This window comes from Dankookia sp. P2 (genome assembly GCF_050632255.1).
GTDB lineage: Bacteria > Pseudomonadota > Alphaproteobacteria > Acetobacterales > Acetobacteraceae > Paracraurococcus.
Map to the genome: position 1 here is coordinate 6,004,147 of NZ_CP192581.1, position 14,187 is coordinate 6,018,333.

Annotated in this window: 15 protein-coding genes and 2 pseudogenes; 12 read left to right on the forward strand and 5 right to left on the reverse strand. The window is 69.2% G+C overall.

From position 1 onward, the window contains the following. Positions 1 to 47: 47 nt before the first annotated feature. Together ACQ86J_RS35725 and ACQ86J_RS35730 are read right to left on the reverse strand one after the other, a co-directional pair. The gene (locus tag ACQ86J_RS35725) at positions 48 to 839 is read right to left on the reverse strand and encodes a response regulator (protein ID WP_431269222.1); all 792 of its coding nucleotides are present in this window, start codon (positions 837 to 839) and stop codon (positions 48 to 50) included. After that, on the reverse strand, positions 836 to 1,075 hold the full coding sequence (locus ACQ86J_RS35730; RefSeq protein WP_431269223.1) for a heavy-metal-associated domain-containing protein: 240 nt from the start codon (positions 1,073 to 1,075) through the stop codon (positions 836 to 838). The genes ACQ86J_RS35725 and ACQ86J_RS35730 overlap by 4 nt, the downstream gene beginning before the upstream one ends. Before the next feature lie 157 nt (positions 1,076 to 1,232). Here ACQ86J_RS35730 and cueR point away from each other — a divergent pair, with 157 nt between their 5' ends. The 6 genes from cueR to ACQ86J_RS35760 all read left to right on the forward strand — a co-directional run bounded on the left by cueR (position 1,233) and on the right by ACQ86J_RS35760 (position 6,269). Further along, positions 1,233 to 1,688 (forward strand): Cu(I)-responsive transcriptional regulator, encoded by a 456-nt coding sequence (gene cueR, locus ACQ86J_RS35735; RefSeq protein ID WP_431269224.1) that lies wholly within the window; start codon positions 1,233 to 1,235, stop codon positions 1,686 to 1,688. 493 nt (positions 1,689 to 2,181) lie between these two features. After that, on the forward strand, positions 2,182 to 3,018 hold the full coding sequence (locus ACQ86J_RS35740; protein WP_431269225.1) for a DUF305 domain-containing protein: 837 nt from the start codon (positions 2,182 to 2,184) through the stop codon (positions 3,016 to 3,018). Positions 3,019 to 3,232: 214 nt separating this feature from the next. Then, positions 3,233 to 3,589, forward strand: a complete 357-nt coding sequence (locus ACQ86J_RS35745; RefSeq protein WP_431269226.1) for a copper resistance CopC family protein — start codon at positions 3,233 to 3,235, stop codon at positions 3,587 to 3,589. After that, positions 3,586 to 4,485: a copper resistance D family protein gene (locus tag ACQ86J_RS35750; protein WP_431269227.1), complete on the forward strand. Its 900-nt coding sequence runs from the start codon at positions 3,586 to 3,588 to the stop codon at positions 4,483 to 4,485. The genes ACQ86J_RS35745 and ACQ86J_RS35750 overlap by 4 nt, the downstream gene beginning before the upstream one ends. A 55-nt stretch (positions 4,486 to 4,540) precedes the next feature. Beyond that, the gene (dmeF, locus tag ACQ86J_RS35755) at positions 4,541 to 5,521 is read left to right on the forward strand and encodes a CDF family Co(II)/Ni(II) efflux transporter DmeF (protein WP_431272651.1); all 981 of its coding nucleotides are present in this window, start codon (positions 4,541 to 4,543) and stop codon (positions 5,519 to 5,521) included. Between the two features lie 70 nt (positions 5,522 to 5,591). Further along, entirely contained in the window at positions 5,592 to 6,269 is a 678-nt protein-coding gene (locus ACQ86J_RS35760; protein ID WP_431269228.1) for a DUF1542 domain-containing protein, read from the forward strand. Between the two features lie 256 nt (positions 6,270 to 6,525). On the opposite strand, the gene ACQ86J_RS35765 is transcribed toward ACQ86J_RS35760, so the two are convergent. Both ACQ86J_RS35765 and ACQ86J_RS35770 read right to left on the reverse strand, forming a co-directional pair. Next, the gene (locus tag ACQ86J_RS35765) at positions 6,526 to 7,365 is read right to left on the reverse strand and encodes a copper resistance protein B (RefSeq protein WP_431269229.1); all 840 of its coding nucleotides are present in this window, start codon (positions 7,363 to 7,365) and stop codon (positions 6,526 to 6,528) included. Between the two features lie 17 nt (positions 7,366 to 7,382). Then, the gene (locus ACQ86J_RS35770; protein ID WP_431269230.1) at positions 7,383 to 9,350 is read right to left on the reverse strand and encodes a copper resistance system multicopper oxidase; all 1,968 of its coding nucleotides are present in this window, start codon (positions 9,348 to 9,350) and stop codon (positions 7,383 to 7,385) included. Positions 9,351 to 9,746: 396 nt separating this feature from the next. On the opposite strand from ACQ86J_RS35770, the gene ACQ86J_RS35775 reads away from it, so the two are divergent. Genes ACQ86J_RS35775 through ACQ86J_RS35785 form a run of 3 tightly spaced genes read left to right on the forward strand, consistent with a single transcriptional unit; the run spans position 9,747 to position 11,101 of the window. After that, positions 9,747 to 10,118, forward strand: a complete 372-nt coding sequence (locus tag ACQ86J_RS35775) for a calcium-binding protein (protein WP_431269231.1) — start codon at positions 9,747 to 9,749, stop codon at positions 10,116 to 10,118. Position 10,119: 1 nt separating this feature from the next. Then, positions 10,120 to 10,413, forward strand: coding sequence for a hypothetical protein (locus tag ACQ86J_RS35780; RefSeq protein WP_431269232.1), 294 nt, complete (start codon positions 10,120 to 10,122; stop codon positions 10,411 to 10,413). A gap of 52 nt (positions 10,414 to 10,465) precedes the next feature. After that, positions 10,466 to 11,101 carry a calcium-binding protein gene (locus tag ACQ86J_RS35785; RefSeq protein ID WP_431269233.1) on the forward strand — a complete coding sequence of 212 codons (636 nt, stop codon included), beginning with the start codon at positions 10,466 to 10,468 and terminating at the stop codon, positions 11,099 to 11,101. Positions 11,102 to 11,164: 63 nt separating this feature from the next. Here the strand turns inward: ACQ86J_RS35785 and ACQ86J_RS35790 are convergent, their stop codons facing one another. Further along, the gene (locus ACQ86J_RS35790; RefSeq protein WP_431269234.1) at positions 11,165 to 11,497 is read right to left on the reverse strand and encodes a four-helix bundle copper-binding protein; all 333 of its coding nucleotides are present in this window, start codon (positions 11,495 to 11,497) and stop codon (positions 11,165 to 11,167) included. Between the two features lie 460 nt (positions 11,498 to 11,957). Here ACQ86J_RS35790 and ACQ86J_RS35795 point away from each other — a divergent pair. From ACQ86J_RS35795 to ACQ86J_RS35805, 3 genes and pseudogenes are all read left to right on the forward strand, one after another. Next, positions 11,958 to 12,017: pseudogene (locus ACQ86J_RS35795) on the forward strand (hypothetical protein); the annotation flags it as partial. Between the two features lie 440 nt (positions 12,018 to 12,457). After that, a pseudogene (locus ACQ86J_RS35800) lies at positions 12,458 to 13,516 on the forward strand (heavy metal translocating P-type ATPase); the annotation flags it as partial. Between the two features lie 88 nt (positions 13,517 to 13,604). After that, entirely contained in the window at positions 13,605 to 14,177 is a 573-nt protein-coding gene (locus tag ACQ86J_RS35805; protein ID WP_431269235.1) for an HAD-IC family P-type ATPase, read from the forward strand. The last annotated feature ends 10 nt before the right edge of the window (positions 14,178 to 14,187 follow it).

Here is a 14,187-nt window from a genome sequence, read left to right on the forward strand (position 1 = left end):
TGTCCGTCCCGCCAGCGTCGCCGGCGAGAGCCAGCCGAGCCCGCGCCTCAAACCACGCGCTCCACCGCGGGCAGGAACATGTAGCCCGCGCCCCTCACCGTCTTGATCATCGTGGTCCCTCCCGTCTCGCCCTCGAGCTTGCGACGTAGCCTGCTAACCAGCACGTCCACGCTGCGGTCATTCGGATCCGCGAGGCGGCCGCGCGACAGCTCAAGGATTTGGTTCCGCGCCAGCACCCGGTGCGGGTGCTCGAGGAACGCCAGCAGCAGGTCGTACTCGGCGCCGGAGAGTTCAACGACCGTGTCCCCGGGCGCCAGCACCTCCCGCCGCGCCAGGTCCACGGTCCAGCCATCGAAGCGCACCCGTTGGACGGTGGCGCGGGCCGCAGGCTCCACAGGCGCCTCGGTCGGGGTGCGGGTGCGACGCAGCACCGCGCGGACGCGCGCCAGCAGCTCCCGCCGCCCGAAGGGTTTCGGCAGGTAGTCGTCGGCCCCGAGGTCGAGGCCGAGCACGCGGTCCGCCTCCGACCCCTTGGCGGTCACCATGACCACCGGCAGCGCCCCACGCTCGGCCCGCAGGTCGCGGAGGAGCTTGAGCCCGGAGTCGCCGGGCAGCATCACGTCGAGCAGGATCAGGTCGATCTCGGTGTTTCTGAGCGTCTCCCACATCTCCCGGCCATCGCGGACGCCGGTGGAGCGGAAGCCGTTCTCGCGCAGCAGGCGGGAGATGAGGTGGCGCATCGCCGCGTCGTCCTCGACGACGAGGACGTGCGCCTCCGGGTCGATGCCGCGACGGCCCGGAGGCTCGCCGGATTGGCCGCCGCTGCGGACGGTGTTCATCCCGGGCCAGGTCGGGGTGCCAGGCCGACCATCAAGCGTCGATCCTCTCGCCCTCGAAGCCCGCCCCGCGCAGCGCTCCGGGCTAGGACGTCCACGTCCGCCGCGCCTTCGACGGTGACCTCACGGCGCCCCAGGTCCACCCGGACCTCGACCGCCGGGTCAACGCCGCGCAGGGCAGACGTGACCGACCGGACGCAGCCGCCACATCTCAAGTTCGCAACCTTGAAGACCACCATGCCGCCCTCTTGTAACCCGGGGAGGCTCCCCAGATGGGGCTTCCCATGATGGGAAGGTCAATGGCCGCTCAAGTCTATGGCGGTGACAAAATCGCCGTTGACCTTCCCACAATGGGAAGCCCCATCTTCTTGGTCAGCGGTTCGGATGGAGGCAGGCATGAACATCGGGCAGGCATCGGCAGCCTCGGGCGTGTCGGCCAAGATGCTCCGTTACTACGAGAGCATCGGGCTTCTCCCGAAGGCAGCCCGGACCGAGGCGGGCTACCGCGTCTACTCGGCGACGGACGTGAACACACTCCGTTTCATCCGGCGGGCGCGTGACCTCGGCCTGTCTATGGAGCGCATCAAGCTGCTGGTCGGCCTGTGGCAGGACCGGGAGCGGTCCAGCGCCGACGTGAAGCGGGTCGCCACGGAGCATGTGGCCGAGCTCGACGCCGAAATTCTCGAACTCACCGCCATGCGGGACACCCTGCAGGAGCTGGCCGACGCCTGCCACGGCGACCACCGACCCGACTGCCCGATCCTGCATGACCTCGAGGGCGGTGCCGTTCCCTCCGGTGCGTCCGCCAGCCGCAGGCGCGTCGCCGACGCGCTTGTCGCGGCGCAGGGTTGACGGTCAGGCTGACGATGGTGCGGACGGGCATGTTCCGGAGGCTGACTGCGGGCCTGCTCGTCATGGTCATGCTCGCGCTGTCGGCCTCGCCGTCGCTCGCGGCTGCGAGGCCGACGGCCCACGACGGCCACCGCCACCTTGCGGAAGACTGCCTGCTGCGGAAGACTGCCTGCTACCGGGCGGCGACGGCCCAGCCACCGCCTCCGCATGGCATGACCATGGCCAGCCGGGCGGGGGCATCACTGGTCCGAACCTGCACTGACCTGCTGCTTGGCCCTCCAGTGTCCGATGCTGCTCGGGAGCCTCCCTGTCATGCAGCCGGAATTCCTGCCGTGGCAGGGCCCACTTGTGCGCGACGCTCTACACTTGCCCCAAGCCTCCGGCACTGACGTTGCTCCGGCCCTGCCGCCGCCGCGCGAAGCCGCCTGATCGAGGCCGCTGACGGCAGCAATGAGCGGCCGCGGCGGCGCAGCATCGCGCTTCGAACGACGAAATGCCCCGCCCGCAGGGCCACGCGCTCGCGGGTTTACGGCTCAAGGACAGGACAACGACGTTGTTCACGAACAACCCGAACCAGACCTCTCGGCGGCCCGCGCTGCGTCTCGCCCTGGCGACGGCGGCTGTCGGGCTGGCGCTCGCAACGGCACCAGCCATGGCCGCCATCGAGGATGGCTACGACCCGAACGGGTCGCCCGTGCCCACGACCTGGTGGGAGGCTGCCGATCCGGCAGCGCTTAAGGCCGACCGCGACTATGTCGCCGGGATGAGGCCGCACCATGCAGGCGCACTGACGATGGCGAAGGAGTACCTAGCCGATCCGCAGGCGAGCAGCCCCATTCTCAAGGCGTTGGCGCGGGCGATCATCCGCAACCAGAGCTTTGAGATCGGCTTGCCCAACGAGGTGGGCCGCAACCTCGACCGGCCGCCGGTGGTGCTGAACCGCGGTTTGGCCCGGCTCGCGCTACAGCCCGCGGCAACCGAGGGCATCGGTCAGATCCAGCGCTTCCAGCGTTTGCCCATCCCCGGACCCGAGGCGGCGCTGGCTGATCCCGGTGCCCCGGTCACGGCGCGGGACGTGCAGTTCGCCAAGGGAATGACGATGCACCACCAGGCGGCCCTGGACATGGCGCGCGCCTACCACGCCAATCCGGCGGCCCGGAACGGCTTCCTCGGCCTGGTGAACGTCGACATTATCACCGACCAAGCCCAGGAGATCGCGCTGATGAACTCGGTCATCGCCTCCTACCCTGGCGACCCGAACGCGGTGCAGGTGGACGCCTCTATGATTCATGGCATGAAGGGCATGTCCCACAGCGGGCACGCGCACTGACCAGCAGGCTCGGCAGCCGCATAGCTGCCGAGCCAAGCCGCGGCCGATCGGACACCCAGATTTCGAATGATTGCTGGCGATGTCCGGTCTGTTCCGTGGCGCCCCTGGCGCATGCGATGGGATCTGTCCACACGCAGGCCCCGCGGCCCGGAGTGGCCCGGCTGCAGACCAGAGGTTTGATATGACTGCTTCGCTTTTCCGACGCTGCGCCCTCGTGGCTGTCACCACCGTCCTCCTCTCCTTGGCTGCGGCCGGATCGGCCCTGGCACACTCCGACGTTCACCATGCCGAACCCGCCGACGGCGCCGTGCTCCGGACTTCCCCGCCCGCCATTTCCCTGGTGTTTGCGATGCCGGTGCGGGTGATGACCTTGAAGCTCGTGGACGAGGCCGGACGCGAGAAGAAACTGGTCCGGGAGGGCAATCGCGCCGCCGCCGTCGAGGAGGCCCGGGCGACCGTTCAGGAGACGCTGCAGCCCGGAGCCTACCGGGTCGAATGGCGCGGCGCCTCGGCCGATGGCCATGTTGGCGGCGGCACGCTGACCTTCCGGATCGAGCGCGCCAGCCGGTGATCCTGGCCCTGCTCCAGGGCAGCGAACTGGGCTGGGGTGCTGCAGCCGTCGTGCTGCGCGCCTCCTACTACGCGGGCAGCCTCGGTGGCGCGGGCTTCGCCTTCTTCGCGCTCCTGTTCGACTCCCGGCTGGACGAGGGGGACGCCCGGCGGCTGCGGCGCTGGGTGCTCGGCGCCGCCCTGCTGGGCGTCGTGGCAGGTGCGGGCACCATAACTGCCCATGTCGGCGTCCTGATGGGTGGTGAGACCCTCACGGACCCCGACGCTTGGACTATCGTGCTCATGTCACCGGCCGGGGCTTCCTACGGCGTGGGCGGTGCGGGCATGCTCCTTGTCGCCTCGCTTGCCCTTGGGGCGCGGTGGGCGCCCCTGGCCGCCGCCGGTGGCGTCCTGGCCTGCGCCAGCTACGCGCTCCTCGGACACACGACGTCGCTCGCCCCCCGGCCACTGCTGGCGGGACTGCTGCTGGTCCACCTTGTGGTGGCTGCCTACTGGATCGGCAGCCTCCCTCCGCTCGCCTGGGTGTCTCGGCGCGACGGCCCGCACGCGGCCCGCCTCGTCGAGGACTGGGCCCGCGTCGCGGCGGTCGCCGTGCCGGTTCTGGTGGCGGCGGGCCTGGTGCTCGCCTGGTGGATCGTCGGCGACCTCGGGCAGCTCCTCGGCTCCTGGTACGGCTGGGCGCTCATGGCCAAGGTGGCCCTTGTGGCAGTTCTTCTGGGCTTCGCGGCCTGGCACCGCTTCAGGCTGACACCGGCGCTGGCGGCCTGTGCCCCGGACGCTGGGGCCAGGCTGGCCCGATCGGTCGCGCTCGAGGCGGTGGTCGCGTTGCTGGTCCTCTACGCGGCCGCCGAGATGGTCTCGACGTCGCCTCCGGGCCTCGCGCACCGGATGCACTGAGGCACGATGCCTCCAAAGCGATGGCGGCGTTAGGAGCACTATGCACACGCACTCGATGGACACTTGGCGGCACGGCCACACCTTCGGCCAGGACCTCCCTCACAGGGGCGAGCGGCGAACGCTGTTCGTCCTTCTGCTCACCGCAATCACGATGGTGGTCGAGATCGGCGCCGGGATGGCGTTCGGCTCCGTTGCCCTGCTCGCGGACGGGCTGCACATGGGCTCGCACGCGGCCGCCCTCGGCATCAGCGCGTTAGCCTACGCCTACGCGCGCCGCCACGCGGCCGACCCGCGCTTCGCCTTCGGGACCGGCAAGGTCAATGCGCTCGCCGGTTACACCGGGGCCGTCCTGCTCGCAGCCTTCGCGCTGGCGATGGTCTGGGAGAGTGTCGCCCGGCTCCTGAACCCGGTCCCCATCGCATTCGGCTGGGCCATTGCGGTCGCTGTGGTCGGCCTCGCCGTCAACGCGGCCTCGGTGCTGATACTCGGCGTTCACGACCACGGTCATGACCACCACCATCACGACCACGACCATCATGACCATGGTCACCACGACCACGATGACGAACACCATGGGCATGGGCACGACCTGAACCTCCGGTCGGCCTACCTGCATGTTCTGGCCGACGCGCTAACCTCGGTGCTGGCCATCGCGGCGCTGCTGGCGGGCCTGTTCCTTGGCGCGTGGTGGATGGACCCAATGATGGGGTTGCTTGGCGCCGCCTTGGTCACGCGATGGTCCTGGGGGCTGCTGCGGGACACTAGCCGCATCCTGCTCGACCACCAGGCGCCGGAATCGGTTCTGCGAGCGGTGCGCGAGGCCGTCGAGGCCGTGGCCGACAACCGCCTCTACGACCTCCACGTCTGGTCTGTGGCGCCCGGCGTCTACGCGGCCGCTCTTGGGGTGATTACACACACGCCGCGCCCGCCGGAGCACTACAAGGCGCTCATCCCGGGGGATCTGGGCATCGCCCACGTCACGGTCGAGGTGCAGGAGTGCAGGGAGCGGCCTGCGGTGCATGACCATGCGGCGTAAGGATCGGTAGCACGGGGACACTGCCCTCGACCCTCCGCTTCAGCGAGTTCGGCGGCGGAGCGCCTTGGAGATGCGTCGGCACATCAATCCGCAGAGCCATCACGGGGCCGCGAGGATAGAAGAGGCTATGGTTGATGCGTCCTCTTCCGCAGCCAAGAAGGCCCGCGTCCTCGTCTGTTCGCAGGATGGCCGCCCCGCTTTGATGAACGTAGATGGCCAGGGTTTGTGCGTGGACTGTTACTACCGGTTCACCATAGCCCAGACGCTCCAATTCCAGCAGCACGCCGCCATGATGACCATGGCGCTGGCCGAGATGGATGCGATGACCGGCGGCATTGGAGGGAGCTACCGAGTGCAAGTGCCACAAATCCCCAACGGCGCCATTTCCAACACCAGCATCACCGTCAGTGGCGGGGTAGTCGGCTCGATCAATACGGGCACCGTCCGTAGCATTGTCGTCACGGTGAAGGGGCTGGGCGAGGCAGGGCACCACGAAGTCGAGAAGGCTTTGAAAACCCTGACCGAAGCAATCATACAGTCCAAAGACGCTAGCGACACCGAGAAGAACGCTTTGCTGGACCAGGTCGAGTACGTGGCCCAGCAGGCCGTCGCGAAGCCCGAGCAGCGAAAGCCGGGCATGCTAAAGGCGGTGATAGGAGGACTGAGCGGCGCTCTCGGGGCCGCCGCCGACCTGGCCGGTGTCTGGGAGCAGGTCGGCCCCGTCATACGCGGTGCGCTGGGCCTATAGCTCAGGAGCGGATACCGGCCCCACGCCCGGTGTCAGTGATGCCGGTGCTCCGAGGCTGTGTCCGGGGCCACCGCCGCGGTCGCGCCGGTCGCGCCCGATGGCTTGGCTAGGCCCTCGCCGGTGGCGTGGGCGGGCGAAGTCGCCCGCTGCATTCCGGTCGGCGCAGTGGCGCAGGCAGCCAGCAAGATGGCCGCCGCAAGGAAAAGTCCCGTCCGCTGCAGCATGGGTCCTGCGTTTGTCAGCACGGTGCCTGCTCTCAAAAGAAGATACGGATGCCCGCGGCGACCGTCGACTGCGAGGGCTGCTGACCAATCCGCCGGTTCAGGCCGGTCGCGCCACCGTTGAAGCTCTCGAACGAGTAGCCGATGTAGGGCGCGAACTCGCGGGTGATCTCGTAGCGCAGCCGCAGCCCCACCTCGGTCCGGTAGATGCCGGGCGCAATGAGGGCGTCGCGGTCCCAGCCGGTCGAGAAATTCAGCTCCGCTTCGGGTTGGAGGACGAGCCGATTGGTGATCAGCAGGTCGTAGGACGCGGCGGCGCGGGCGAGGAACACGCCATTGCCCCCAACGAATCCTTGCAGCTGTACCTCGAAGAAGCCCGGTGCCAGTCCTTGGAGTCCGAAAACGCCGTAGGTCCGCGAAGGCGTGCCCTCGCGCGGGTCGATGCGGAAGTCGTGGCGCACCCCCGCCTGGAGGTCCCAGTAGTAGCCGACCAGGCGCGAGTAGAGCACCTGCGCCTCGGTCCGCTCAAGGCCGCCGCGCTCGCGGCTGGTCTCGCCGCGCGTGTTGACCCAGACGCGGTGGTAGTCGGTGCCGTAGAAGGCCGAGCCCTCCCAGGCGTAGATCGGGCTGCCGCGGCCGTTGCTGCGCATCTCGTTTTGGTCGAGCAGCACGGCACCGAAATAGATGGGCGAGTGGCCGGTGTGCTCCTCAGCATTGGTCGCCGGTGTTGCCCCGGCGCTCTGGACGGCGGAAGGATTCGCGGCCGCCATCCCGTGCGCTGAGTGATCGGTGCCGGACTGGGCGATGGCTGCGGTGGAGGAGAGCGCGACGGCCACGAAGCCAGCCGCTACGCCTTTGAACACCGAGAGGGTCATGCTGCGCTTCCGCGGCATCAGTGGCGGTGACCGGCGGGCATGGCGGCCTGCATGGGCTGCTGCGCGGAGGCGACGGGCACGCCATCGCGGGTGACGCGGAAGATGCGCATCATCCCGGACTCCATGTGATAGAGCAGGTGGCAGTGGAAGGCCCAGTCGCCCTCGGCGTCCACGATGACATCGACGTCGAGCGAGGTTCCAGGCTTGATGTTGACCACGTGCTTGCGCGGATTGAATGCCCCGTTGCCGAGGTCCGGCACCATCCACATCCCGTGCAGATGCATTGGATGGTTCATCATGGTCTCGTTGATGAACCTGATGCGGAGCCGCTCGCCGAGCCGGGCGACGATGGGCTGGGCGCGCCAGAACTCGTTCCCGTTCATTGACCAGATGTAGCGTTCCATGTTCCCGGTCAGCCGCACCTCGATGATGCGGTCGTAGGGCCGCCACTGGGGATCGGCGCGCAGCGGGCGCAGGTCGCGGTAGGACAGCACGCGGGCGCTGGGCGGCGCGCCGGTATCCTGCTGGACGGGGTCCGCCATCGCCATGCCGTCGTGCCCGGCATGCGCCTCCATCCCGCCCGCCGTGGTCGTGGCCGGGGTACCGCGCCCCTGCGCGCCAGCACGCGGCGGTGCGCTGTGCCCTATCGCGGAGTGGTCTATCGCGGGAGAAGCACCCTGCCCACCGCCCATGCCTGGCATCCCGGCCATGTTGCCGTGCCCCATGGCCGCGTGGTCCATGGCCGGGGCGGCCGCCTGTCCCTGCGGCTGCCCGGCGCCCATCCCCGGCATGGAGCCGTGGTCCATGCCGCCCATGGGCGCCACGTGGCCGGGCTGGTCCTGCTCAGGCCGTGGCGTGCCGCGGTCGAGGCCGGTCGGACCCGGGTTCATCATCATGTCCGCCATGGTCAGGACCGGCCGCGGACGATGGGGCGGCAAGGATTCGACCGGGGCGTCCATGCGCGTCGCCAGCCGGGTCCGGGCCCAGCCGGTGCGGTCCATGGTTTCGGCGAGGATCTGGTACTGGCGGCCGTCACGCGGCTCGACGATGACGTCGTAGGTCTCGGCGACGGCGATGCGCAACTCGTCGACGACGACGGGCTGGATGTTGTTCCCGTCCGCCTGAACCACGGTCATCTTGAGGCCGGGAATGCGGACGTCGAAGTAGGTCATGGCACCCGAGTTGATGAGCCGCAGGCGCACGCGCTCGCCCGGCCGGAACAGCAGGGTGGCAGGCACCTCCGGCCGGAAGCCGTTCACGAGATAGCGGTAGGTGGAGCCGGTGACGTCGGCGATGTCGGTGGGGTCCATTCGCATGTTCCCCCACTCGATGCGATCCGGACGATGTCCTGGCGCGCATCGGCGTCCGGCGCGCGGCCCAGGTCGCGGGCCAAGTCCACCAGCGTGCGCCGGTTCCAATTGTAGTAGCCGGGGTCGCGCTTGAGGGTTCTGGAGGACACGCACCGGGCGCTCGTCCGTCCACTCGAGAGCTGTACGACGTGCTCCCGGTCGTACGCGGAACGGCTCCGGCTCGCGCTTGTCGATGACGATTGGCGCGTAGAGGCCGCGCTGCTCGTGGTCAAGGTTGTGGGCGTGGTACCAGTAGGAGCCGGATTGCACGACCGGGAAGCGGTACTCGAAGGTCTCGCCGGGCGCGATGCCGCGGACGAAGCCGGTGCTGAAGCCGGGCGCGCCGTCCATCGACGCGGCCAGGATAAGGCCGTGCCAGTGGATGCTGCTGGCCTTGTCCAGCCGGTTCGTCACCCGGATCACCGCCTCCTCGCCCTCGCGCAGGCGGAGCAGCGGGCCGGGGAACTGACCGTTGACGGTAACTGCCGGTCGGTCGGCGCCATTGATGTTGACCGTGCGCTCCTCGAGCGTCAGGTCGTAGCGCTGCGCCAGCGCGGGCGCCGCCATGGCCAGCAGCGTCGCCCCGGCCAGCGACAGCCGCCGGAGCGCGGCCCCGAACCCGAATGCCTTCGTCATCCCGACACCTCCGACCCCGGCACGCCGCCGCTCGAGGCTCACATTGGTGTCGGAAGCTGCCGACCGCGCTCGCCGCCCGCAACGCGTGAATGGCGCCTGGACATACTTCGTCATGCTGGCCCGCGGTCGCAGCCGGGCAGCAACGGTCTGAGACCGACACGCTGACACACTACGTCATGGACGCGGGGCCAACCCCTGCGGAGCACGCCGTGTTCTCTGGCTGCCGCGCGCCAGCGCCTGCCCGAATGCAGCCTCGACCGCGCGGCTCCAGGCAATCGGAGGATGGCGGCATGGCGGACGAAATGCTTAATTCGGTGGAGCGACTGGTGGGGAGGCGAGGGCGAAGCGGCGGCGGAGCGAACCGAGCGCGAGCAGTTCTCGACCCGGTTCGCGGGCATGCCAGACCATCAGCTTGCAGTAGGCGGTGCCGGGGCGGACAGCTTCGGCGGCACTGACGCCGCCGACCACTACTGGGGGCTCGGCGGGGCGGATAAGCTCGGCGGCGGCCCCGAGGGTGACGTCCTGACAGGCGGCGACGGAGCCGATCTGCTCTCGGGCGGCCCGGGGATGGACCACCTGCACGGCGGCGCGGGCAACGACACCCTTTATGGCGGCGCCGACGCTGATGCACTCATGGGCGGCCCCGGCAACGACTACCTGGACGAGGGTCCCGGCCACAGCAGCCTGGACGGCGAGGAGGGCAACGACACCCTCGTTGGCGGCATGGGGCCGAGATGCCTTCATCGTGCGCCACGGCTCGGGGGATGACGTGGTCCGCGACTTCACCGCCGGACCCGGCGTGGGCGACCACATCGCCCTCGAGGAGATCCGTTGGGAAGACCTGACCATCAACGACACCAATGGTGGTGTGAAGGTCAGCTGGAGCGATGGCTCCGTCCTGCTCGAGGGCGTGCAGAAGTCCAAGCTCTCGCAGGATGACTTCATGTTCTACAACAGAACCGGACCTGCCGCCGGGCGCCCGCGCGCCGGACGGGCCCGTCGACGAGGCCCCGACCCCGAGCGTATCCGGACCGGAAATCACCGGCTCCCTTTCGGCTGCTGACAAAACCCTGGTTCCCGGTTCCGGCGATGGCGCCCACACCGTCGCCTTCGACATGTACGCGGCCACCATCGGGACCGAGAAGGGCGGATTCCTGAGCGGCAGCGACGACTGGGACCAGATCTTCGGTCGCACGGGTGCCGACGTCCTGCTCGGCAAGGGCGGCGACGACGTCCTCGATGGGGGCGGTGGCAGGGACCTGCTCCTGGGTGGGGACGGCCCGGACCAGCTCGAAGGCGGCAAAGGCGGGGACACCCTGATTGGTGGTGCCGCAAATGACGAGCTGATGGGCGGAGACGGCCGGGACTGGCTCGCTGAAGGTCCGGGCCACGGCATGCTCAACGGCGGGAAGGGCGATGACGTCTACCTGGGCGGCGCGGGCTCGGACGCCTTCATGGTCTCGATGGACAGCGGCAACGACATCGTGCTCGACTTCCGCGCCACCGGCCCGGCGCAGGGCCTGTTCGACCACATCGCTTTCATGGATATCAACGCGAAGGATGTGAAGGTCGAGGACACCGACCTCGGCGCCAAGGTCTCGTGGGACGTGGACCATGCTGGCGGGGAGGACGGCTCCATCCTGCTCCTCGGGGTGGCCAAGGACGAACTGCGGCAGAGCGACTTCATGTTCCCGACGCCCCAGTTCGTGGAAGGCGTCAGCGACGTCGGGTCCTGGTACATCTTCGCCTGAGGCGTGAGGGCGCCGGACAGGAACTCCCGGACCGGCGCCCAGGCGTCCGAGGTGAGCCGCCGGTCAGGCCGCCATCTTGCGGCAGCTCTCGGCGCAGCGGCGGCACTGCTGCACGCAGTCGTCCATGCCGCCGACCTGCTCGCAGCTCTTGGCGCACTCCTCGCAGATTTCGGCGCACTCGCGGCAGGTGTGCTTGTGGTGGTGGGTGCCGATGAGCATGAAGTTGGCGGAGGTCTGGCAGATCTCGGCGCAGGCCATCATCAGCTTGAAATGCTCCGGCTCGACGTGCTTGCCGCCCTGCTCGAGGCAGTGGTTCATCGCCATCCCGAGGCAGGTGCTGTGGCGGCGCAGGCATTCCTCGATGCAGGCGCGCATCTCGGCGGACATCTGGTGCATGGTCGTCTCCCGTTCTGATGGCGCCTCGCCGTCGGCTGGACGGAGGCGGCGCCGTGACCTCCGTGTCCCGCATCCAACGCCACCGCAGAGCGTGCCCGGCGATGACCGGGTCCTGGCAGAAGCTCGTTGGCGCCCCCGACCGGAGGTGAACCCAACCCGCCCGTGAGGTTTGCGCCTGCCATTGCGACAAAACATGTCTGCCCGGCATCAGACGACGCCTGCCTTGACCTTCCCACCATAGGGAATCCCCACCTTGCGGCAATCAAACCAGAACCGGCCCGCCGAGGCGGACCAACCCGGAGACGGCACCATGAGCGGTCAGCACCAAGGTCACGGACACGGGCACCACGGGGGGCATGGGCACAAGCACGGCCCGGAATGCGACCATGGCCACGAACAGCAAGGCCACGAGAACGCGGCAATGGCCGAGGCCGCCCTGGTCACCGACCCGGTTTGCGGCATGAAGGTGGAACCGGCCACCTCGAAGCACCGCCTGGAGCACGGCGGGACGACTTTCCACTTCTGCTCGGCCGGGTGCCGGACGAAATTCGAGGCGGACCCCGAGAAGTATTTGAAGCCGGAGAAGGCTGCCGCGCCGACGGCGGCGCGAGAAGGCCGCCATCTACACCTGCCCGATGCACCCGGAGATCCGGCAGCAAGGGCCGGGCAACTGCCCCATCTGCGGCATGGCCCTCGAGCCGCTGGAGGTGACAGCCGAGGCCGCGCCCAACCATGCAGCTCGCCGACATGACGCGGCGGCTCTGGGTCGGGCTGGCCCTGTCCATCCCGGTCGTCATCTTGGAGATGGGCGCGCACTTCCCCGGCCTGAACCTGCACCACCTCGTTTCGCCCAGGGCCTCGGTCTGGATCCAGTTCCTGCTCGGGACGCCCGTGGCGCTCTGGGCCGGGTGGCCGTTCTTCGTCCGCGGCTGGCAATCGGTGATGAACCGCAGCCTGAACATGTTCAGCCTGATCGCGCTCGGGACCGGCGCCGCCTACCTCTACAGCCTGGTCGCGACCTTCACGCCCGGCATCTTTCCCGAGGGCTTCCGGGGCATGGACGGTACGGTGGCCGTCTACTTCGAGGCGGCGGCCGTCATCACAGTTCTTGTCCTGCTCGGCCAGGTGTTGGAACTCCGGGCGCGCGAGGCGACCGGCGGCGCCATCCGGGCCCTGTTGAACATGGCGCCCAAGACGGCGCGCCGCATCCGGCCGGACGGCTCGGACGAGGAGGTCCCGCTGGCGGACGTGCAGGTTGGCGACCGGCTGCGGGTGCGGCCGGGCGAGAGCGTGCCGGTAGACGGCGAGGTGCTCGAGGGCGGCGGCGCCGTGGACGAGTCCATGGTCACCGGCGAATCCTTGCCCGTCGAGAAGGCGACCGGCTCCAAGGTCATCGGCGCCACGGTGAACGGCACCGGCTCGCTCGTAATGAGAGCGGACAAGGTCGGCTCCGACACCATGCTGTCCCGCATCGTGGCCATGGTGGCCGAGGCCCAGCGCAGCCGTGCGCCCATCCAGCGCATGGCCGACACGGTGGCGGGCTGGTTCGTCCCGGCCGTCATCGCTGTGGCCGTCCTCGCCTTCCTGGCCTGGGCCATCTGGGGACCGAGCCCGGCGCTGTCCTACGCGCTGATCGCCGCCGTATCCGTGCTCATCATCGCCTGCCCCTGCGCACTCGGCCTCGCCACCCCGATGTCGATCATGGTCGGCGTCGGCAAGGGCGCCGGCGCGGGCGTTCTCATCAAGTCGGCCGAGGCGCTGGAGCACATGGAGCGCGTCGACACACTGGTCGTAGACAAGACCGGGACCCTGACCGAGGGCAAGCCCAAGGTGGTGGCCGTGGTCCCGGCTCCTGGCCTAACCGAGGCCGAAGTCTTGCCGCTGGCAGCGAGCCTGGAGCGGTCGAGCGAGCACCCGTTGGCAGCCGCCGTCGTTGCTGCGGCCAAGGAACGCGGCGTCGCCATTCAGGAACCTGCCGATTTCGCCTCCGTCACCGGCAAGGGCGTGACCGGCTCGGTCGGTGGGCGCCGGGTCGCGCTGGGTAACGCCCGGCTGATGGCTGACCAGGGCGTCGATCTGGGCGCCTTGGCAGCAAGGGCGGACGAGCTTGCGGCGCGAGGGAGGCACGGCGCTGTTCCTGGCGGTGGACGGCAGGCCGGGCGGCGTCATCGCCGTAGCCGACCCCGTCAAGCAGACCACGCCCGCCGCGCTGGCGAGCCTGCGCGCCGAGGGCATCCACATCGTCATGCTGACCGGCGACAACAGGACTACCGCCGAGGCGGTCGCCCGGAGGCTCGGCATCGACGAGTTCCAGGGCGACGTCCTTCCTGAGGACAAGCACCGCATCGTCCGCGAGCTCAGGGCCAAGGGGAAGGTCGTCGCCATGGCGGGCGACGGGGTCAACGATGCTCCGGCGCTGGCCGAGGCCGACGTCGGCATCGCCATGGGCACCGGCACCGACGTCGCCATGCAAAGCGCGGGCGTGACGCTGGTGAAGGGTGACCTCGCAGGCATCGCGCGGGCGCGGGTACTGTCGCGCGCGGTGATGCGCAACATCCGGCAGAACCTGTTCTTCGCCTTCGTCTACAACGCCCTCGGAATCCGCTGGCCGCGGGCGTGCTCTACCCCTTCCTCGGCATCCTGCTCAGCCCGATCGTCGCGGCCCTGGCTATGGCGCTGAGTTCGGTGTC